Origin of the sequence: Pseudomonas sp. NPDC087358 (genome assembly GCF_044900785.1) — a bacterium.
Taxonomy (GTDB): Bacteria; Pseudomonadota; Gammaproteobacteria; order Pseudomonadales; family Pseudomonadaceae; genus Aquipseudomonas.
The window spans coordinates 115798-134858 of record NZ_JBJDOA010000002.1; the positions used below are offsets into that span (position 1 = coordinate 115798).

The following is a 19061-nucleotide window of genomic DNA, read 5'->3' on the forward strand; positions in this document are numbered from 1 at the left end:
GGAGGCTTGCGATGAAATATTTCAAATTGCCCGATCTGGGCGAAGGTTTGCAGGAAGCGGAAATCGTCGAGTGGCATGTGAAGGCCGGGGACACGGTCAAGGCTGACCAGCTTGTGGTCTCGGTGGAAACCGCCAAAGCCATTGTCGATATTCCCGCGCCCTATGATGGCGTGGTCGCGAAAGTGTATGGCGGCGACGGTGACATTCTGCATGTCGGGGAGCCCTTGATGGCGTTCGAAGGCGAGGGCGATGCAGGCACTGTGGTCGGTCGTCTCGAAGGCGGCGGCAGCAGTCAGGATGATCAGTTTTTCGTCGGCGCTGCACCCTCGACCCGCGAACACATGTCGACTCGCGCAACCCCTGCGGTTCGACAATTGGCGCGGCAATTGGCGGTGGACTTGAGCGCCCTGACCGGCTCCGGTAGCGATGGTCTGATCACTCGCACTGATGTCGAGGCTGCGGCCCAGGCTGAACGAGACAGGTTCGGCGGGGAAAAACTGCGTGGTGTTCGCCGCAGCATGGCACTGAACATGGCCAAGTCCCACGCCGAAGTGGTGCCGGTAACGATTTTCGGTGACGCCGACCTGCATCGTTGGGGCTCGGCGCGCGACCCGCTGATCCGCATCGGTAAAGCCATGGCAGCGGCATGCAAGGCCGAGCCCGTGCTCAACAGCTGGTTCGACGGTAAGTCGCTATCGATCAGGCAGCATGACAATCTTGATCTGGGTATCGCGGTGGACACGCCAGATGGTCTGTTTGTGCCCGTGCTGCGCGATGTCGGCAATCGTCAATCTGCCGATCTGAAAGAAGGCATGAATCGCTTGCGTGCAGACGTCAAGGCTCGCTCGATACCGCCACGGGAAATGATGGGCGCGACCCTCACACTGTCCAATTTCGGCACGCTGTTCGGCCGATACGCAAGCCCTGTCGTGGTGCCGCCGCAAGTCGCAATCATCGGCGCCGGGGGCATTCGCGAGGAGCCCGTGGCCGTCGACGGGCAAGTGGTGGTTCACCCCATCCTGCCGTTGTCACTGACATTTGACCACCGTGCGGTCACCGGAGGCGAGGCAGCGCGGTTCTTCAAGGCGTTGGTCCAGGAACTGGAACAGCCAGAATAGTGCTGAGGCTGCAGCCCTCCTGGAGCAGTACGGCTTGCCGGCGGCAGCGATCTGAAGACCGCTGCCTGACCAGGCCGCTACAGCGATGTCACTGCTCCGCCGCATCACTCAATAGTTCGTTCAAGGCATCAGGCTGATTCTTGAACGCGCGAGCGAAGACGTCGCGGTTCTTCGCCATGAAGATGCCAGCTTCCTCAACCTGTGCTTCAGACAAGGAGGGCACGGCCTTGCTCAATACGCTGGACAACAGCTCGGCGAGTTCGAGCATCTTGTCATGACGGTCAGCTTCGGCTTTATCCATGAACAAGCGCTCCAGATCTCGGCTGCTGCGGTATACCACTTCGACGGCCATTTACCACCTCATATGCCTTCACGATAGTTATCTTTATCGAGTACTGTGTTTTTATACAGTGCGCAGCATAAGGGAATCGATGCTGCTTGGGTAGTGGCAATTCACACGCTTTTTACCGCCGCGCATGTGCCTTGCGACAACCGGTCACGTTCTCAACCATAGCTAATGGCCCTTTAAATGCTTGGCTAATCACGCAAGCAAAAGTGTCACGCGCGCGCGGCATCATCCGTTTTCGAGTCATTCAAGGAAGTTCATCGTGAAAATCAATTGGGCCGAGTCCCTCCGTCAGTCCTTGCACAGCTGTGCCGAGTCGCTGGGCAATCTGTTCGTCGAGGCCTTCCATTACATGGCGTTGTTTGCCATCGGGGCGGTCACCGCATGGGCTGCCGTCATGGCCTTCCTGGGAATGCTCGACAAAGGCCACATCGCCGTCGATGACATCCTGCTGCTGTTCATCTACCTGGAATTGGGCGCGATGGTGGGGATCTACTTCAAGACCAACCACATGCCGGTGCGCTTTCTCATCTACGTGGCGATCACCGCACTGACGCGGCTGCTCATTTCCGACGTTTCGCACCACGCGCCACCAGACCTGGGCGTCGTGTACCTCAGCGGTGCAATTTTGCTGCTGGCTTTTGCGATCCTGGTGGTCAGATACGCATCCTCGCAATTTCCTTCCGCCAAAGTGCCCGATCCCCATGGCAAGACCAAAGGGGCGGTGATTGAGGAGAAGGGGGAGGTTTGATGTTGAGTTGATGCGGCTCATCCAGAGAGATGGGCTGCGTTTGGCATTAGCTTCATCAGTCTGCAGGTTTTTCGCCAATAGCTTACGGTTTCCAGCTTCCGCTCTATATCGTCCAAAGGATCTGCTCGACGTTCATCATCCAAAGGCTCAGAAATGATCTCTCGAATGCTGGCTGATTTATACACAATGTTATTTTCGTCAATGACTCTTGTTGTTTCGACAGCGTAGCAATTGGGTCAATTTCCGCCTCGTCATCCACATTGTCATAGTAGTGACGAGCAATATTTTTTGGGTTAGGTGTTAGCAGGTTCGACATACACAGATTATTGTCGCGGGCCTTGATTGATCTACGCGCAGCGGCAGCGAATCCGGGGAGCTAGGTGAGCCAGGGAGAAGGGCGCTCAGACTTTGCTGCCGGGACCCGGTGGATCACGGGACAAGCCATGGTCCGAATCTCATTCGGGCCATGGCGATGAAGGTGACTTTGTCAAATTTTACTCAAGAACAAAAGCTTTCTAACTTTCCCGTCAGATCAAATACGTGATCGTAGGTAGACAGGATATAGCGGTCGTTTGTTTTGTTGTTAGTTACCTTGTCAAAGCTTGATGAAGTGTATTTTTCTTCCGGATACTCATCAATCTTATAAATGCAGAGGTTCTTAAGTTCTGTGAAAGCCAGCGTTATTTCTATGCTTTGGACATTCAATATTTCAGGTTTGCATGCTGCTAGCGAAAGCGAACATTTAATCCTGATTGAAAATGGGCTGAGAACAATTTCATAACTCCGCATGATCAAGGCGTTTCTGCCATAAATAATTCCATACGGAGTATTGACTGGGGTAGTGTTCATTTAAGCGCAGCCTCTTACTTTTATCGATTTCCCACCATTTTTTGTAGAGAATCTTCGATCTAGGTTTATGCCGTCAAGTTCTGCCCGAGTCGCCCAGCGTGAAGGGATTTCCGATATGCCGGATTGTTTTGCGACGTAAAGTCTTCGGTTGTCGAGGCTGAAAACAGAGTGTTTATGAGCACCTTGAGTGATCAATCGCTCCTGCGTCTCTCTTGGAAGTTGACTCATCCTGACTTTCCTGATCGGCTCTACTTGGTTTATATATTCGGGGTTGTTCACAAGTTTGTGTTTGAGACCATTCACATTTCGGCCATCCTCAAAAACCGGATTTATGTCGTCCTGAGAATACAAGACGGTTTTCGGGCTTACTGGCGCCCAACCCCACGGATCTACCCACCCAACCGGATTCACCGCGTACTGATATAAATTCAGCCCGCCCGCCAACCCGATCGGATCCGGTGTAGTAAACCGTCCTACATCCGGGTCGTAGAACCTGAAGGTGTTGTAGTGCAGTCCGGTCTCGCGATCAAGGTATTGGCCTTGAAATCTGAGGTTTTGTTCTTCGATGAAATGCGGTTTGCGGTGCTCCTCGAGGGTGTTGCCCCACACCTGGTAGCGTGCCTGCCAGACCGGTTGGCCGTCGGGGTCGGTGAGTTGTTCGGGCAGGCCGTTGAGGTCGTTGTGGTAGTAGCGGATGTGTTGAAAGTCGCCGCTGCCATCGACGCGGGCGAGGGGTTCGTGGCCGTCGGCGTAGAGGTAAAGGCTGGTTTGTGAACTGCGCTGTTCCTGCAAGAGGCGCAGGCCGTCCCAGGTGAAGCGGGTTTCGCCGAGGAGTAAACCTTGCGCACTGTGTTCGGTTTTGCCGATGCGCCGTCCCAGTGGGTCGTAGGTCATGCGCACCACGTTGCCGTTGGCGTTGTGCACTGCAATCAGGCGGCTTTCAGCGTTGTAGGCAAATTGCTGGGTGCCGTGGCGGGCGCTGCGTTTTTCGCTCATTCGGCCGAAGGCGTCGTAGCGATAACGCTTGTCCTGGTAGGTCAGCAGTCGGTTATGGCGGACCCGCCCCGCCCCGGTTTGCGAGCTGTCCAGCAGGTTGGCGGCGGCGTCGTAGGTAAAGGTTTCGGGGTGGCCTTGTAGGGAGTCCTGGTTGGCGACGATGCGGGCGGTGGCATCGTAGTGGAGCAGGGATCGCGCTTCACGTGAGCCGTTACGACTGAAGCGACTGATCAGGTTGTCGGACGGGTCGTAGTCGTACGCTTTGCTGCTTTGGGCCGGCAGGTGTGGCGGCTGCTGGGTAAGCCGGCGCGATCGTGTGTGCAGCCGGCCACTGCGGTCGTACTGGCTGCGGGTGCTGATCTGGCCTTGGCTGCGCAGCACTTCGCGGTGCAATTGATCGCGTTCCAAATCGCTGATCACCTGGCCGTCGAGGTTGATCTGGTGCAGATGGCCGCTGCCGTAGTGCAGGCGGTTGAGCCAGCGGCCGTCGGGCAGTCGGGTCTGGATCAGATGGCCGAGTTCATCGTAGTGATGTTGCAAGGTGCCGGAGGCGGTATGTTCGGCGGTCAGCTGGCCCAGGGCGTCATAGGTCAACCCGACGCTCTGTTGCTCGCCCTTGAGGTCCGTGAAAGCGACTTCGGTGAGTTGGTCGAGCGCGTCGTAGCGATATTCGGTGCGCCCGTCGGCGCTGGTCTTGGCGATGAGGCGGCCCATTGCATCGCGTTCGAGCGAATGCGCGATTGACTCCCAAGCTTGCTCAGGATCCTGCGGGGAGGGCAATTGCTCGACATGAAGCGGATTACCCAGCACGTCATAGCCATAGCGCCACTGGCTGCCATCCAGATCCTGCTGGGCGATGAGGCGGTCACCGGCATCCCAGGCAAAGCAATAGCTTTCGCCATTCTCGTTGGTCAGCGCCTGCAGCCGACCGTAGGCGTCGTAGCTGAACTGCACCTGTCGCTGATGCGCATCAAGGCGCTGTCGCACCTGGCCGCGTCGATCGTATTGGTAGGTCGTGGTGTAACCCGCCGGGTCGGTATAGCCCGTGAGCAAACCGCCCGAATCGCGCAGGTAACGTTCGATGCGACCATCGGGCAGCTGGCTTTGCAGCAGGCGACCCTGGACGTCGTGTTGATAAAGCGTGCGCTCGCCGAGGGCGTCGGTGACGCTGTGCAGATGACCGCGCCGGTCGTAGCTGAATCGGGTCCGATAGCCTGAACAGTCGATGTGCTCGGTCAGCTGACCGGCGTCATTCCAGTGCTGTCTCCTGCTTTTGCCGGTGGCGTCGATAATCTCGATCACCTGCCCACGCTCGTCGTGCCGATAGCGGGTGACATGGCCCAAAGGGTCGAGGGCATGAGTGCGGTTGCCGCGAGGGTCGTAGCGGTAATGCCAGCTGTTGCCTGCCGCATCGGTCTCCACCCGTGGCAGCGACCAGTGCGCCAGCCATAGCGTCGAATCCGTACGCCCCAACGGATCCTCGGTCACGCTCAGATTGCCCGCCTCGTCGTAGCTGTACTGCCATCGCCCGCCTTGCGGATCGAGCGCGCCGAGCAGCTGGCGCTCCTCGTTCCAGGAGAACTGCCAGGTCTGACCCAGGTTATCGGTGTATTCGGTAATCTGCTGCTGGGCGTTCCAGCGTCGCTGGCTGACGCGGTTCAGGCCATCGGTGATCTGTGTGCTGCGCGCATTCAGGTCGTAGTCGAAACGGTACTCTTCGCCGTCATCGGTCCAGTGGCGGACCACGCGCCATTCGCGGCGTTCGACCAGCGCCCAGTCGTAGAAACAGCGCAGGCCGGTGGGCAGTTGATGCTCGACCATGCGTTGACCACTGTCATAGGCAAAACGTCGTTGCACCTGGCCCAGCGCATCGCGAACCTGGGCCAAGTCACCGCAGGCGTCGTAGGCATAGCTCGCCAGGACTTCGCGCTTCTCATCGGCAAACAGGCGCTCGATACGTTCTACCCGGCGCGGCCACGACAACGAATACGTCAGCACCACCCGCAGCCACTGGGAGGTATCGCGCAGCTGAAGCAATCGCCCCTCGTCGTCGTAATCGAGGTAGATCCGGTTGTCGTTGCGGTCGCCCAGCTGCATCAGGCGCAGAGACGCCGGGTCGCCGGAAACCGGCTCGAATAGCCGATAAACCCCGTCCTCGCTCTCGATCAACAGCTGACCGTTGCCATGACGCCGCACCGCCAGCCCTTCGCCTGCGCTGAACAGCGCACTGCCCAACGGGATCGAACCCATGTCGATGCGCCGCGCCTGCTCGTCGGTGTAGATCAGCCGTTCGCCGCCCTCGGGATGGGGCTCGATAACCACGCAAACTTCATACGCCACGCTCCAGCCTGCGCCAAACAGGCCGTCGTGCCGTTCATCGCGGCTGTTGTAAAAGCGTTGCCAGTCGATGGGCAGGATGCCCGGCAGGACGAAATCCAGCTCTGCAACGCCACCCAGGACCTTGGCGCCCGTTGCCGCGTGCACCGGGTTGGGCGAACCGGAAATCGCCCGGGTCAGAGCACCAGTCGCCTGACCGCTGACGTAGGCACTGGCGCCACCGACCAGCATGCAGGGCAGGTTGCTGACGAACTTGCCAGCACCGCCCTTGAGCAACATCAGCGCGGACACTGCCAACCCCACGCCCGGCGTCTTGCCGCTGCGAATCTCGCGCACTACCAGCTTGTCGCCGCCGATACGCACGTTGGCCGAGATCAAACCCGATGACACCACCGTTGCATCGCAGGTGCTGCGATCGCCGCTGCGCACCGCCGGTTGGCCGTTGATGAATACCCGGTCCGAGCCTTCGGCGATGTATTGCACCGGCATCGGCGCGTGTCGGCTACACGTCACCTGATCCATTTGCCTGGGCAAGGTAAACGGCGCTGGCGTCGCGACCGTGGGCCGCCACAGCTGGGAGAAAAAGCCCTTGGCCATGTCAAGGAAGGTGGATTCAGGAGCGGGCTGCTCGGGCAAATCGCCAGCGGTCGCCGACATTGCACCCGCCGCACGCGCCGCCGGCAGGCCGTTGATGAAGACGTTGGAGGAGCCGCTGCTGATGTGCGCGTGCACGGTCGGCGCAAACACCGCGGTGGCCAGGCTTTCACAGAACTGACTGATGCCGGCATCAGCGCCGCTGAGACTCATGCCCGCACCTACCGCCACGCCCACCACGGCGCCCAGCACGCAGGCGCCAAGCCCGCCGGTGGCGACGGTAAGGCCGGCTGCGCCAATGACAGCAGCTCCCACGAGCCCGCCCACGATGACCCCGGCGGCGACTTCCAGTACGCCACCGAGGACATCGGCCATCATCGAGCTGTGGGCAAGGGCGTCACCCTGGCGGGCGGCCCAGAGGGCGTCAGACATTGCGTGTAATCCGCGCTGAGAAAGCGCTGGAATCTAAGGGCTTTGCGCAGTGCTGTCTGAGCGCGGAAACACAAAAAGCGCGGACTGCGCGCTTTTCAGAAGGGGACTACAAGTCTCGGGTCAAGCGTCCTAAATAAGAGGTTGAAACGCCTGACGTGCAGGCGATCAGTTCACCCAAACGCCAACGTGGTAGTGCCAGCCATCGCCGCGGCTTTCCCAGTAAGGATGCTGATAGCGATAACCCGGCCGCAGGGCTTCCCAGTGACCATGAACAGGGACATAGCGATTGCCGTTCCAGTGCCAGTAGCCACGGGCCTAGACGTAGCCGGGACGCGGCGCCGGTTCTTCCTCGATGATGCGTTCGGGCGGCGCCTGCGGGGCGACGACTTCGACGTATTCGGCGCGCGGGCCGGGACGTTCGACGACGCGACGCTCATGCACCACCCTTTCCTGGACACAGCCGGTAGCCATCAGCAGCGCGCCTGTCAGCGCGATGTAACGTAAAGACATGTCGTCACCTCGGACATTTGAAAACCTGTCATCACCGGTTCGAATAACCGGGTGATCCGCTTGCTAGAGGTTTGTTGTAACAGGTCGTTTCTGTCTGCGGGCTGAACCGCCGGGGCGTCGTCGGCTTGAGGTGATCGCCGGTCTGGTCCGCAACCATCCTCGTGGGCACGGACCGGACAGATGAATGGGTAGCAGTGCCTTGCCGACGGGGACGTTGGTGAACTCGCTGCCGCCGGCAAAGCGGGTAACCGCCGAGGTGAACAGATGCATTCAGCGTTGCAGGCGCGGTTCCACGGAATCGGCGAGTCGCGTGAGGATCAGACAGCATGACACCGCACCGGCATCCAGCACGCCAACCGAACGTTCGCCCAGGCGGCTGGCTCGACCGATCTTTGCCACCAGATCCCGAGTCGAGTCCCGGCCTTGGGATGCGGCGGCCTTGACCTGCATCAGCAGCTCATCGAATGACACCCCTTCACGGCTGGCTTTTTCGGCGGCCTCGACGGCGGGAATCAGCGTGTCCATCAGGCATTTGTCGCCGACGCCGGCTTCGGTAATGTCCTGCAGCGAGGTCAGCCCGCCACGCAGCAGGCGGGCGAACTGCGCGGCGTCTATGGTTTGAGTGTCGCGCACCTCGTTGGCCATGCCGATGAACAGACTGCCGTAAAGCGGCCCCATCGAGCCGCCAATGCCTTCCATCAAGCTCAGGGTCAATTCATCCAGTGCTTCGGCCAGGCTCAGTTGGCGGCCTTCGATGGTCCGGCCGCAATGCGCGAACCCCTTGGCCATGTTGATACCGTGGTCGCCGTCACCGATGGCGCCGTCCACTTCGCTGAGGTATTCGCGGTTGGCGACGATCACGCTGACCAGATCACCGACGATGGCGCTGCCGTCAGCGCTGGAAAAATGCTGGTTCATGGTTCACTCCGTCTGGGTCATGCCGATGGACTGGCAGGGTTGATCGATCAAGGTTTTCAGTTCGTCATCCAGTCCCAGCAGGGTCAGGGTCACCCCCATCATTTCCAGCGACGTGAAGTAGTTGCCGACATAGCAGCGATGGACCTTCAGGCCTTTGTCGGTCAGCAGTCGCTCGACCTCGGCGTAGAAAATGTACAGCTCCATCACAGGTGTGGCGCCCAGGCCCGAAACCAGCACCACGACGCTCTCGTCCTGGGTGAAATCACGGTCGGCGAGGATTGGCTTGAGCATCCGCTCGGCCATTGCCGCGGCAGGTTCGATGGGTACCACCTCGATACCCGGCTCACCGTGGTGACCGATGCCCAGCTCCATTTGTCCGTCGGGAATCTGGAAGTTCGGTTTACCGACTGCGGCAATGGTGCAGGGCGTCAGGCCCACGCCGATGGAACGGCAGTGATCCACGGCCTTCTGCGCGACACGGATCACACCGCTCAGGTCATAACCTTTGGCCGCGGCGGCACCGCCAATCTTCCACATGAAGATCTCACCGGCCACGCCGCGGCGTTTGCCGATGTCCTCGCGCGGCGCGGATGCCACGTCATCGTTGGCGACCACGGTGCGCACTTCGAGGTCTTTGCTGGCGGCCATCTTCATCGCCAGCTTCACGTTCATGTTATCGCCGGCGTAGTTGCCGTAGAGACAGGCAATGCCAGCGCTCTGGTCGGCAGCGCGGAAGGCGTCGAAAAAGCTTTTGGCAGTAGGCGAGGAAAAGATTTCACCCACCGCCACTGCGTCCACCAGGCCCGGTCCGACGTAGCCCAGAAACGCCGGCTCATGCCCCGAGCCGCCGCCGGTGACGATGCCGACCTGTCCGGCATTCGACGCCTTGGCCTTGCTGATGACCCGTGGATTGGTTTCGTGCTGACGCAATTGCGGGTGGGCGAGGAGGATGCCGCGCAGCATGTCCTCGACCACCAGATCCGCATCATTAATGACTCGATTCATGACCCGTTTTCCTTGTTCTTTTTCTTGTTCAGTCGGCGTAACAATTAAGGCTCAAGCACCACTTTCAAGGAACGGTCTCCGCGCTCCATGACTGCGAATGCTTCTTTGAAATCGGCCAGTGCGAATTTGTGCGTGACCACATCGCGCATGTCAATCTTGCGATTGCCGATGAAGTCGATGGCCCGCGGATACATGTACGGGCCCAAGTGCGAACCGAGCACGTCCAGCTCCTTGCGATCGCCGATGATCGACCAATCCACGGTGGCTTCGTCGTTGAACACGCTGAACTCGACGAAGCGCCCCAGTTTGCGCAGCATCGCCAGTCCCTGATTGACCGCCTTGTGATGCCCGGTGGCTTCTATATAGATGTCGCAGCCATAGCCTTCGGTGATGTCGCGGATTTTTTGCAGGACATTTTCCTGCGCCGGATTCCACACCTCGTCAGCGCCCATGCGCAGGGCCAGTTCGGCGCGCTCGGGCTTCATGTCGAGCACGATCAGGCGTTTGGGATTACGCAGACGCACCGCGCCGATGATGCCAAGGCCCAATGTGCCGGCGCCAGCGACCACGACAATGTCGTCCAGCCCGACATCAGCACGGTCAGCGGCGTGCAGCGAGCAGGCCAGTGGCTCGATGAGGATCGCTTCGTCCGGCGCGATATCGTCCGGTACCTGGTGCACGATGCCTTCTTTGGTGAAGATCATGTACTGCGCCATCGCGCCCTGGACGTTGTTCTGAAAGCCATAGAGATCGTGTTTCTGGCACATCCAGTACTGACCGTGGTTGCAGAAGCGACATCCCCAGCATGGCACGATCTGCTCGGAAATCACCCGATCACCGACCTTGACCCCGCGCTTCTCGGCGCCCGGTCCCAACGCCACCACCCGGCAGACGAATTCATGGCCGGGGATCATTGGCGGTTTCACGTAGCGCGGCTGCTCGTCGTCGCCCCAGAAGGAGGGGGCGCCTCGGTAGGTCTTGATGTCGCCCATGCAGATGCCGCACAGCTCGACCTTGGTCAGGATTTCGTCTGGGCCCGGCGTCGGCACGGCGACTTGTTCCAGGCGGTAGTCTTCAGGCCCGTAGCAGACCACAGCCTGCATGGTGGCCGGGATCACCGGGTTGAGGTGGTCACTGGAGGTATTGCTGGCGGGGCTGCGTTCAATCACGGCGGACATAAACAAACCTCATTGAAAGGGCGTAAATGGAGAGGCGACTCACTGAATGCTGTAGCCGCCGTCGATCACCACGTTCTCGCCGGTGACCATCTGTGCGGCGTCGCTGAGCAGGTAAAGAGCCAGTGCGGCGACTTCTTCGGGCTGCGCGAAGCGGCCCACGGGAATCTGTTTTTTGGCCAGTTCACCGCGCTCGCCGGCCCAGGCTTTGCGGCCCAGCGCGGTTTCGACGATGGTCGGCGATATGGCGTTGACGGTGATGCCGTGGGGTGCCCATTCCATGGCCAGCACCCGGGTCATGCCGACCACAGCGGCCTTGCTCGCGCAGTAGGCAACGTGCTGGTCCAGGCCCACCACGGCAGCTTGCGAGGCCAGGTTGACGATGCGTCCCTTGCCCTGGTCGATCATGTGCCGGGCGCAGGCCTGGGCCACGAAGAAGCTCGCCTTCAGATTGATATCCAGCGTGGTGTCCCAGGCGTCTTCGGTCACATCAAGGGCTTTGTCGAGAAACACCACACCGGCACTGTTGATCAAAAAATCGATGCGACCAAAGCGGGTCGCGACGCTGTCGATGGCGCGTTGTATCTGGTCAAGCTGGCGCAAGTCAGCGACCACACCGAGGTGTTCGCTGCCAAGGCTTGCTGCGACGCCTTCCACGGCGGGGTCGCGGTCGAGCAGCACCACTCGTGCGCCGCATTCGGCGAGCAGAGTGGCGCACGCCAGGCCGATCCCGGCACCGCCGCCGGTGATCACGGCGCAGCGTCCCTTGAAATCGAAGGCGCGGTTGATGAATCCGGACATGACTTGGCTCCTGGAATGGCGGGCCATAACGGCCCGCGCACATTGCTAATGCTCGAAGGCGTTACTTGGCGGCGGTGACTTGCTGGTACAGCGCGTCAGCGTTGCTATGCACCACTGGAACCCAGGGCAGGATGTACAGCTGATCCTTGCCGTCGGCCCATTTCACGTCTTTGGCGTAACGCTCCCAGATCACCGACCGCGGTTTGTAATCAGCGCCGATGAGTTTTTTCAGGGCCACATCGAGGGCGCCCTGGGACTGCGCCTGAGCGTCCTGAAGAAAGGTGGTGACTTCGCCTTTTTTCGCCGCCTGAATGGCGTCGGGCATGCCGTCGATGGAGGTGATCGGCACGTCTTTGGGCGACAGGCCATGGGATTTCACGGCCTGCAATGCGCCCAGCGCCATGTCGTCGTTTTGCGCGATTATTCCCGAAATTCCGCCGTTCGGATGCGCATTCAGCCAGTCCTCGGTCAGGGTCAGGGATTCAGCGCGCGACCAGTTGGCGGTCTTCATCTCGATGACTTTGATGTTGGGGTTTTTCTTGAGGATTTCCATCTCGCCTTTTTCGCGATCGATCTGTGCCGACTGGCCGATCGGGCCCTGAATGATCACCACGTTGCCCTTGCCGCCGATCTTGTCGACCATTGCCTGGGCTTGCAGGCGACCGCCTTCCACATCGTCGTTGCCGACATAAGGCACCTTGTCACCAGCGACCTTGGTGTTGGAGGCGATCACCGGCACCCCTGCTTCTTCGGCGCGGGCCACGGCGCCGACGCCGGCCTTGGTGTCGATCGGCACGAAAATGATCGCGTCGTAGTGCTGGGTGACCATGGTTTCGATCTGGTTGTTCTGGGTCAGGGCATCGTAGTTACCGTCGAATACGGTGATTTGCACGGTGCCGTCCTTGACCGCCGGGTGCTCCTTGATTTCGCGCACCCAGTTCTGCATGAACTGGCCCTTGAGGCCATAGACGGCGGCACCGATCTTGTAGGTCTGGGCCTGGGCGATGCCGCTGGCGAGGGCGGAAAGTGCCAGGACTGCGATTAATGTCTTGCCTGCTTTCATGAAAGAACTCCTTATTGTTGTAATGGTTCTGTTGCAATGGATTTCAGGTTTCAACGTTTCTTCTTTCGCCAGACATCGATCAGCACCGCCAGGACGATGATCAGACCCTTGGCCACTTGTTGGTAATACGAGGAGACGCCAAGCAGGTTCAAGCCGTTGTTGATCACACCGATCAACAAGGCGCCAAACAACGTGCCGACGATGCTGCCAGTCCCGCCCGAGAGGCTGGTGCCGCCAATCACCACGGCGGCAATCGCGTCCAGTTCATAGGACATGCCTGCTTGGGGCAGCGCTGAAGTGGTCCGGGCTGACAGCACCACGCCCGCCAGTCCTGCGAGCAAGCCGGACACCACGTACACCGAGAACATCACCTTGCGCACGCCGATGCCCGAGGTGCGCGCGCTTTTCTCGTTACCACCGACGGCGTACACGTAGCGGCCATACGTGGTGTAACGCAGGACCATCCAGAAGATCAGCGCGACCACGGCGAAGATCACGATGGGTATGCCGATCGGGCCGAACTTGCCGATGCCCATTGCCAGGTAGGCGTCTGGCAGGTCGGTCACCGGGCTGCCATCGTTGAGTATGAAAGTCATGCCTCTGGCGATGCTGAGCATGCCCAGGGTGGCGACGAAGGGCGGGATCGACAGGTTAGCCACCATGAATCCGTTGACCACGCCGAGCATGGCCCCGGCGAACATTCCCGCGCTGACCGCCGCCAGCAGGCCGTAGCCTTGCGTTGCGACCAGCGCGCTGCACAGCCCGGCGAAGGCCAGGATCGAGCCTACGGAAAGGTCGATGCCCTTGGTCAGGATCACGTAGGTCATGCCGACGGCGAGAATGCCGTTGATCGAGGTCTGGCGCAGGATGTCCATCCAGTTGCGCCAGGTCACGAAGTACTCGCTGGCGAACGCCATGACGATGCACAGCAGGATGAACACCAGCGGCAGGCCGAAACGGTCGAGGGTCAGGCGCAGACGACGCTTGGGAGCAGACTGGGTGAGCGGGGCGGACAAGGTCTTGGTGTTCATGAGGCGAGACTCAGCAAGGCTTCCTGGGAAAGAGCGGTGTCGGTACTGATGGTGACCAGGCGGCCCCCTTTGAACACCGCAATGCGGTCACTCAGATGCAGCAGCTCCGGAGCTTCGGACGAGACCACGATGGCTGCACCTCCGGCCCGTACGAACTCGTCGAGCAACTGATAGATCTCCTGCTTGGCGCCTTCGTCGATGCCACGGGTAGGCTCATCACACAGCAGGCAAATGGGTTGGGTCGACAGGCACTTGGCAAGCACCACCTTCTGCTGATTGCCGCCGCTCATGGACTCGACCGGCAGGTCCAGCGAGGCGGTCTTGATGTGCAGGCGCTTGACCATTCGCTGCGCCAGCTCGTTCTCTTTGCGCGCATTGATCAGCGACCAGCTGGACAGATCCTTGTAGGCCGACAAGGCAATGTTTGCCATCACGCTGCCATTGAGCACCAGCCCGCTTTCCTTGCGGTCTTCGGTGACCAGCGACATGCCTGCGGCGATGGTCGAGGCCGGTACGCCGCCGGGCAGCGCCTTGCCCTGTAGGGTGATGCTCCCCGAATCCGGCAGGGTCAGACCGTAGATGCAGTTGAGGAACTCGCTGCGCCCCGAGCCCATCAGTCCGTAGATGCCAAGGATTTCGCCGGGGCGCACTTGCAGGCTGATGTCCTGGAACTCACCGTCGCGACTCAGATGCTCGACGTCCAGACATGTCTGGACCTGACATTGGCGACCGACCTTGTGATCGATACGCTGCAGTTCCTGACCAACAATACCGCGCACCAGGTGCGTACGATCGATATCGGCCATGCGCCCGCTTTCAACGAACGCGCCGTCGCGAAAGATCGTGTATTGGTCGGCGATCTGCGCCAGTTCACTGAGCCGGTGAGAGACGTAGATGATCCCGGCGCCACGTGCCGTCAGCCGTCGTATGGCCTTGAACAGGGTTTCGGCTTCGCGCTCGCCGATGGCCGAGGTCGGTTCGTCCATGATCATCACCTGGCAGTCATGGCTGAATGCCTTGGCGATTTCTACCAACTGAATCTGCGCCACGCTCAGGCGATGCATGGGGCTGGTGGCCTCGACATCGAACTCCAGTTCCTCAAGCAACGCCCGGGTGCGCCGGTTGAGCTCTTTGTAATCGACGATGCAGCCCATGTGACGCGGTTCGCGGCCCAGCCAGATGTTCTCGGCGACGGTCATGAACGGGATCGGCTCAAGCTCCTGAGTGATCATCGCGATTCCGGCGGCCAGCGCATCACCGGGACGATTGAAGTGGACTGCCTGGCCGTTGAGGAAGATATCGCCGGCGTCACGTTGAGTGATGCCCATGAGAATGCCGAGAAACGTTGATTTACCCGCGCCGTTGCCGCCACACAGCGCATGGACGCTGCCGGCATGCAGCGAGAGTCGGCCGTCACGCAGCGCTGGAATGCCGGCGTAAGCCTTGGCGACGTGTTCAGCCTGGAGCATTAATGGCGGGGCCATTGGCGTGTCCTCGTGCTGTGATTCTTATTAGGGATTCGCAGATGCCAGCGACTGATCGCTCTGCAAGTGAGCATATGTTTATCAAATGAAATTCTGATCAGTCAACCGATTTTATGTAATCAGCTCTTAAATAGGCGTTCTTGAGGGGTTGGCCCGATTCTTAGGCAAGCACTGACGCTATTTCTCGTCCTTCCAGCCAGATCAGACTTGACAGATACCTGCTATTCACTGCGAAATGTATGAACATATTTTCACGCAGTGATCATTTGATCGATTCTGCGTTTCTTTCGGCAACGGAGTGAAAACGCCATGAACACGCCTTTTTCGGTGGCTATCGGTTGTGACGAAGCGGGGTTGGAGCTCAAGGAGCTGTTGAAGCGGCATATCCAGTCACTGGGCCATCCGGTCGAGGATTTCGGGACCCATAGCCTGGAGCCGGTGCTTTATCCGGACATCGCACTGGCGGTCGCCAATGCGATCAATGACGGGCATCACCGCCTCGGCGTGCTGGTCTGCGGTACAGGGATCGGCATGGCGATTTCAGCCAACAAGGTGCTTGGCATTCGCGCAGCCCAGGCCCATGACACTTATTCGGCCGAGCGCGCACGCAAGAGCAACGACGCGCAGATATTGTCTATTGGCGCGCGGGTGATCGGTCCTGAGCTGGCCAAGAGCGTTGTCAGCTCGTTTTTGCAGTCTGAATTCGAAGCGGCACGCTCCGGGGCCAAGGTCGAGCGCATCAGCGCCATCGAGCGTGACAATCATTAATTGCCGCCAGCACGCGTCGTGGCTGGACGCCAGCGCCAAGGTATAGCGAGAATGGGCCTTTGAAGTTGAAGCGGAAGCCAGTCCACATGAGTGACAGTACTCAAGCCGGGGTCAGCGACATCGATCTGATGACCGACGTCGCGATGCTCTATTACCTGGAGAACGTCACGCAGGAGGCCATCGCCAAGCGCTTCGACCTGTCGCGGGCTAAGGTCAGTCGCCTGCTCAAGCGCGCGCGGGACGAAGGCATCGTCGAGGTGAGGGTCCTGCAGCATCCGACCATGAACAACGAGCTGGAGCAAGCGCTGGTCCAGCGTTTCAAGCTGGATCGGGCGCTGATCGCCGTCGACCACGGTGACGCCGATACCCAGCGTTCGGCGGTCGCCAGCCTGGTCGCCAACTATCTCAACAAGACCCTGAGCGACGGAATGATCGTTGCGGTGGGGATGGGACGAAATGTCGGTGCGGTGGCGGATAACGTCTTTCTGCCCGTCAGCCGCAATTGCACGTTTGTCTGCGCCATTGGCGGCTCGTTGAAAGCTGGCGAATACATGAATCCGGACCACATCTGTCGCCGTCTGGCGCTGCGCTTCGGCGCGGAGAGCGAAACCCTCTATGCGCCGGCACTGGTAGCCAATCCTGAATTGCGCAGTGTCCTGATCAGCAACGACACGGTGCGCTCGACGCTGGACCGCGCGCGTCGTGCCGATATCGCCCTGATCGGCATCGGCGACATGAGCGAGAACAGCAATATGGTGCGCATGGGTTGGTTCTCACCGCAGGAAGTCGCGCAGGCGCGGCTCTCCGGTACGGTTGGCGACATGATGGGTTATGACTTCATCGACATTCACGGGCAGCCGGCAATCACGGCCATGCAAGGGCGGATCATCGGTCTGAATGTGCAAGAGCTGGCGCGAATTCCGGATGTCGTGGCGATTGCCAGTGAAAACACCAAGGCGGCGGCGACGTTGGGGGCTCTGCGGTCGGGGGTGATCAATACGCTGGCGACTACGGTCACCAATGCGCACACCATCCTGGCGCTGGACGATGCGACGCGCAAGGCGCCAGTCGGATAAACAGGGTGCGAAAGGGGAGGCGGGTTGCAAACGCCTCCGTCAGATTCGCATCATTGTTCAGATGCCCACGTTCAATTGCGCACGGTTGAGAAAAGGGTTGCGGGCCGGGGGCGGTGCCAGTTGCTTGAGGTCGCCATCGGTCATTGCTGCGAGGATTTTGATTGCGCTGTGGCCTTGTTCGATGGCGATGCCGAATTGCACGCTCTCGATCAAGCGGCGCAGGCGCTTGGGTGAATTGCGTTGCTCGGCGCTGATCAAGCGTTTTGCGACCACCCCTGACTCGTTGGAGAGCGTCAGCATGATGGTTCCGTCGAGGCCCTGGATACTCAGGTTGACCCGATAATCGGGATGAAAAGCATCAGTGATCTGTTGAAAAGGATTGTCCATGGCCTATTACCTGATTATCGATCTGCATAAGTTGACTGGGGGTTAGTCCCTTTAGTTCTTGACGCTGGATCAACGGTAGAAAAATCTGCCTGGCCGCTACCGATTGAGTAGGGAGTTGGCCTGAGCACTGCGTTGATGCGGCATCCGGGTTAGCGGGTTGATTGCCCGTCGAGCCAATCGGGGCAAGGGTTCATGAAGTAAGGCTCCGACGATTGGACGCTTGCATGGTTTGGGCCATTCAGGACGAATGAGGCGACAGGCATGAGCGTGAATGCATTCAGCGCTCAAACTGTGACGCAATTTACCCTTTTTAATTAATCACTTAGTAATAGCTAAGTGCCGCTTCAATAGGTTGCAAGCACCAATGCCGTGCTGCATGCCTGCTTTGTGTGCGCAATAGCGCAACGAGTGTGCGACCACTGCGCTTCCCGCGAAGTTGATACGCCAGGCACTGTTAGCGTGTTTTCTCCGATCACTGACGCCGAGTTGCACGCTCTTCAATTCTCGGTTCCACAAAAAAGGGCGGCCCTGTCTCCACAGGTCCGCCCTTGATGTACTTCAGTTGTCTGAATCAGCGGTGATCAGCCGATCCTCGAAGCCGCCGGATCAACCGTGCAAGGCTTCGTCTTTCTCCAGAAACTCTTCCTGTAGCAGGGCATCGGGGTTTTCCGACTCTGCGCCCGAAACGCTGCTGATGGCCGAAACGCCACCGCGTTTGCTGCGCAATTTGCCGAACAGGTGTTCCAGTGCGTGATCAAGTTTCACGGCTGCGCCGTCCACGGCCTGATCCAGTGTCTCGGCCTTGTGGGTAACGGAAATGGGTTGGTGTCCTTTGGGCCGGGCTTCCATCTGGCAACGGATGTCGTGCGGGCCGGGTTTGTCGCCGTTCTCGTCGCGGATGTGAACTTCAACGCGGGTGAGATCTTCTTCGTAACGGTTGAGCGTGCTTTCAACGGTGGTTCGTACCCACTCCTCCAGTCGGATGCTGCCTTCGATGTGGTTATCACTATTGACCTGGATTTGCATAGTTCTTCCCTTACTTTGGCTTGCTCGGGAGAGTCTCGACGAGATGGAAAATTCGTCTGCCCTCACTCACAGTGTTGGCGCCGATGGAGAAACAATTCAACCCCCCAGAGCAGAGAAAATATTTCACGAGGGGATTGAACCTTTGTAGGGGGCCGCATTCCCCGGTAGCAGTCCGGCTTGCCGGCGGCAGCGAGCTTCAAGTCCTTACCGCAGACAAGCCGGACTGCGACAGAACTTGGGGAGTCAGCGAGTTCTCCTGGATCGAAACTGACGTATTGACCCTTGTTGTCAGGTAACCCGCAGGCGAAATACCCCTGGTTGAGGACAGATAATTGCCGAGACTGCGTCAGAGTCTTTTGCATATGAGAATATTTATCATTAGTATTGCGATCTT

At 59.5% G+C, this 19061-nt stretch carries 16 protein-coding genes and 1 pseudogene; 4 read left to right on the forward strand and 13 right to left on the reverse strand.

Features of this window, described 5'->3' with window-relative positions; all coding sequences use genetic code 11:
- Window positions 1–11: 11 nt before the first annotated feature.
- The gene (locus ACI2KS_RS04170) at window positions 12–1118 is read left to right on the forward strand and encodes a dihydrolipoamide acetyltransferase family protein (protein ID WP_404617488.1); all 1107 of its coding nucleotides are present in this window, start codon (window positions 12–14) and stop codon (window positions 1116–1118) included.
- 88 nt (window positions 1119–1206) lie between these two features.
- Here the strand turns inward: ACI2KS_RS04170 and ACI2KS_RS04175 are convergent, their stop codons facing one another.
- Complete coding sequence (locus ACI2KS_RS04175; RefSeq protein WP_404617490.1) at window positions 1207–1470, reverse strand: YebG family protein; 264 nt, start codon at window positions 1468–1470, stop codon at window positions 1207–1209.
- Between the two features lie 256 nt (window positions 1471–1726).
- Between ACI2KS_RS04175 and ACI2KS_RS04180 the strand changes: the two genes are divergently transcribed.
- Window positions 1727–2215: a phosphate-starvation-inducible protein PsiE gene (locus ACI2KS_RS04180; RefSeq protein ID WP_404617492.1), complete on the forward strand. Its 489-nt coding sequence runs from the start codon at window positions 1727–1729 to the stop codon at window positions 2213–2215.
- A 498-nt stretch (window positions 2216–2713) separates the two neighbouring features.
- Here ACI2KS_RS04180 and ACI2KS_RS04185 read toward each other — a convergent pair whose 3' ends face one another.
- The 10 genes and pseudogenes from ACI2KS_RS04185 to ACI2KS_RS04230 all read right to left on the reverse strand — a co-directional run bounded on the left by ACI2KS_RS04185 (window position 2714) and on the right by ACI2KS_RS04230 (window position 15410).
- Window positions 2714–3064: a hypothetical protein gene (locus ACI2KS_RS04185; protein WP_404617494.1), complete on the reverse strand. Its 351-nt coding sequence runs from the start codon at window positions 3062–3064 to the stop codon at window positions 2714–2716.
- A complete protein-coding gene (locus tag ACI2KS_RS04190) occupies window positions 3065–7423 on the reverse strand; it encodes an RHS repeat-associated core domain-containing protein (protein ID WP_404617496.1) in 4359 nt (1452 codons plus the stop codon). It abuts the gene before it with no gap.
- 165 nt (window positions 7424–7588) lie between these two features.
- Window positions 7589–7933, reverse strand: a pseudogene (locus ACI2KS_RS04195) (YXWGXW repeat-containing protein).
- 270 nt (window positions 7934–8203) lie between these two features.
- Entirely contained in the window at window positions 8204–8851 is a 648-nt protein-coding gene (dhaL, locus tag ACI2KS_RS04200; RefSeq protein WP_404617498.1) for a dihydroxyacetone kinase subunit DhaL, read from the reverse strand.
- Between the two features lie 3 nt (window positions 8852–8854).
- The gene (locus tag ACI2KS_RS04205) at window positions 8855–9856 is read right to left on the reverse strand and encodes a dihydroxyacetone kinase subunit DhaK (protein WP_404617500.1); all 1002 of its coding nucleotides are present in this window, start codon (window positions 9854–9856) and stop codon (window positions 8855–8857) included.
- Window positions 9857–9900: 44 nt separating this feature from the next.
- Window positions 9901–11034 (reverse strand): alcohol dehydrogenase catalytic domain-containing protein, encoded by a 1134-nt coding sequence (locus ACI2KS_RS04210; protein ID WP_404617502.1) that lies wholly within the window; start codon window positions 11032–11034, stop codon window positions 9901–9903.
- A gap of 39 nt (window positions 11035–11073) precedes the next feature.
- Window positions 11074–11832, reverse strand: a complete 759-nt coding sequence (locus ACI2KS_RS04215) for an SDR family oxidoreductase (RefSeq protein ID WP_404617504.1) — start codon at window positions 11830–11832, stop codon at window positions 11074–11076.
- Between the two features lie 61 nt (window positions 11833–11893).
- Window positions 11894–12895, reverse strand: a complete 1002-nt coding sequence (locus ACI2KS_RS04220; RefSeq protein WP_404617506.1) for a substrate-binding domain-containing protein — start codon at window positions 12893–12895, stop codon at window positions 11894–11896.
- A 50-nt stretch (window positions 12896–12945) separates the two neighbouring features.
- Window positions 12946–13926 (reverse strand): ABC transporter permease, encoded by a 981-nt coding sequence (locus tag ACI2KS_RS04225; RefSeq protein ID WP_404617508.1) that lies wholly within the window; start codon window positions 13924–13926, stop codon window positions 12946–12948.
- The gene (locus tag ACI2KS_RS04230; RefSeq protein WP_404617510.1) at window positions 13923–15410 is read right to left on the reverse strand and encodes a sugar ABC transporter ATP-binding protein; all 1488 of its coding nucleotides are present in this window, start codon (window positions 15408–15410) and stop codon (window positions 13923–13925) included. The genes ACI2KS_RS04225 and ACI2KS_RS04230 overlap by 4 nt, the downstream gene beginning before the upstream one ends.
- Before the next feature lie 309 nt (window positions 15411–15719).
- Between ACI2KS_RS04230 and rpiB the strand changes: the two genes are divergently transcribed.
- Together rpiB and ACI2KS_RS04240 are read left to right on the forward strand one after the other, a co-directional pair.
- Window positions 15720–16178 (forward strand): ribose 5-phosphate isomerase B, encoded by a 459-nt coding sequence (gene rpiB / locus ACI2KS_RS04235; RefSeq protein ID WP_404617512.1) that lies wholly within the window; start codon window positions 15720–15722, stop codon window positions 16176–16178.
- 86 nt (window positions 16179–16264) lie between these two features.
- Window positions 16265–17254 (forward strand): sugar-binding transcriptional regulator, encoded by a 990-nt coding sequence (locus ACI2KS_RS04240; protein WP_404617514.1) that lies wholly within the window; start codon window positions 16265–16267, stop codon window positions 17252–17254.
- Window positions 17255–17311: 57 nt separating this feature from the next.
- On the opposite strand, the gene ACI2KS_RS04245 is transcribed toward ACI2KS_RS04240, so the two are convergent.
- Both ACI2KS_RS04245 and ACI2KS_RS04250 read right to left on the reverse strand, forming a co-directional pair.
- Window positions 17312–17641, reverse strand: a complete 330-nt coding sequence (locus tag ACI2KS_RS04245; RefSeq protein WP_404617516.1) for a DUF3509 domain-containing protein — start codon at window positions 17639–17641, stop codon at window positions 17312–17314.
- A 606-nt stretch (window positions 17642–18247) separates the two neighbouring features.
- Entirely contained in the window at window positions 18248–18667 is a 420-nt protein-coding gene (locus ACI2KS_RS04250; RefSeq protein WP_404617518.1) for an HPF/RaiA family ribosome-associated protein, read from the reverse strand.
- Window positions 18668–19061 lie beyond the last annotated feature (394 nt).

Coding starts and splice junctions, on each gene's coding strand:
- ACI2KS_RS04210 (WP_404617502.1), bottom strand. CDS start 11,034: ATGTCCGCCGTGATTGAACGCAGCCCCGCCAGCAATACCTCCAGTGAC.
- ACI2KS_RS04175 (WP_404617490.1), bottom strand. CDS start 1,470: ATGGCCGTCGAAGTGGTATACCGCAGCAGCCGAGATCTGGAGCGCTTG.
- ACI2KS_RS04240 (WP_404617514.1), top strand. CDS start 16,265: ATGAGTGACAGTACTCAAGCCGGGGTCAGCGACATCGATCTGATGACC.
- ACI2KS_RS04215 (WP_404617504.1), bottom strand. CDS start 11,832: ATGTCCGGATTCATCAACCGCGCCTTCGATTTCAAGGGACGCTGCGCC.
- ACI2KS_RS04190 (WP_404617496.1), bottom strand. CDS start 7,423: ATGTCTGACGCCCTCTGGGCCGCCCGCCAGGGTGACGCCCTTGCCCAC.
- ACI2KS_RS04250 (WP_404617518.1), bottom strand. CDS start 18,667: ATGCAAATCCAGGTCAATAGTGATAACCACATCGAAGGCAGCATCCGA.
- ACI2KS_RS04185 (WP_404617494.1), bottom strand. CDS start 3,064: ATGAACACTACCCCAGTCAATACTCCGTATGGAATTATTTATGGCAGA.
- rpiB (WP_404617512.1), top strand. CDS start 15,720: ATGAACACGCCTTTTTCGGTGGCTATCGGTTGTGACGAAGCGGGGTTG.
- dhaL (WP_404617498.1), bottom strand. CDS start 8,851: ATGAACCAGCATTTTTCCAGCGCTGACGGCAGCGCCATCGTCGGTGAT.
- ACI2KS_RS04170 (WP_404617488.1), top strand. CDS start 12: ATGAAATATTTCAAATTGCCCGATCTGGGCGAAGGTTTGCAGGAAGCG.
- ACI2KS_RS04220 (WP_404617506.1), bottom strand. CDS start 12,895: ATGAAAGCAGGCAAGACATTAATCGCAGTCCTGGCACTTTCCGCCCTC.
- ACI2KS_RS04230 (WP_404617510.1), bottom strand. CDS start 15,410: ATGGCCCCGCCATTAATGCTCCAGGCTGAACACGTCGCCAAGGCTTAC.
- ACI2KS_RS04205 (WP_404617500.1), bottom strand. CDS start 9,856: ATGAATCGAGTCATTAATGATGCGGATCTGGTGGTCGAGGACATGCTG.
- ACI2KS_RS04245 (WP_404617516.1), bottom strand. CDS start 17,641: ATGGACAATCCTTTTCAACAGATCACTGATGCTTTTCATCCCGATTAT.
- ACI2KS_RS04225 (WP_404617508.1), bottom strand. CDS start 13,926: ATGAACACCAAGACCTTGTCCGCCCCGCTCACCCAGTCTGCTCCCAAG.